The sequence below is a fragment of the Pedobacter frigoris genome (assembly GCF_032678645.1).
Classification (GTDB): domain Bacteria; phylum Bacteroidota; class Bacteroidia; order Sphingobacteriales; family Sphingobacteriaceae; genus Pedobacter; species Pedobacter frigoris_A.
Genome location: NZ_JAVTSP010000022.1, coordinates 1 through 507, shown reverse-complemented (window position 1 = coordinate 507; position 507 = coordinate 1). Strand labels below are relative to the sequence as shown.

The window sequence follows — 507 nt, the reverse complement described above, 5'->3', positions numbered from 1 at the left end:
GCTATATCCATATCATCAGACCAAAGCCTTACTTCCCTCATATCATCATCAGTTTGATCCTTCAGCAGATGATCCAGAGAAACCCCTTCATCTTCAAATAAACTAAAGCCGATCCCTGCAACATTGGTGAATGCCTCAAGCTCTCTATCCCTTATTAAGAAATCCAGTAAACTTACCTGCGTTATTTTTTCCATTTTCATTCTTTCTTTTGCTTCGTTAATTTCACTCATTTTTCGTCATCTCGAGGGAAGCGCAGCGTGGAGATTCCGGCAATAGTGTTCAGTCCTTTTCAGACCAAAGTGTCCACTTTAATTTTTCCAGACAACAACCGTAGTTTTTGGATGGGGCATGCTCCGTATCCAAGCAGATCCATCGGCGTAAAGTAACATTCTCAGCCCCTAATCTCACTCGCTCTACATAAAACCTTTCTCAATCAAAAATTCTGACCATTAGCGCTTCACTACGCTCTTAAAATCAGAATTACCACCTAAGAGTTCAGATCCTAAA

At 40.8% G+C, this 507-nt stretch carries 1 protein-coding gene; it reads right to left on the bottom strand.

Annotated features, from left to right (window positions below):
• The coding region (locus R2Q78_RS21865; protein WP_316794745.1) for a hypothetical protein at positions 1 to 230 on the bottom strand (230 nt) is incomplete at its 3' end.
• Between the last annotated feature and the right edge of the window lie 277 nt (positions 231 to 507).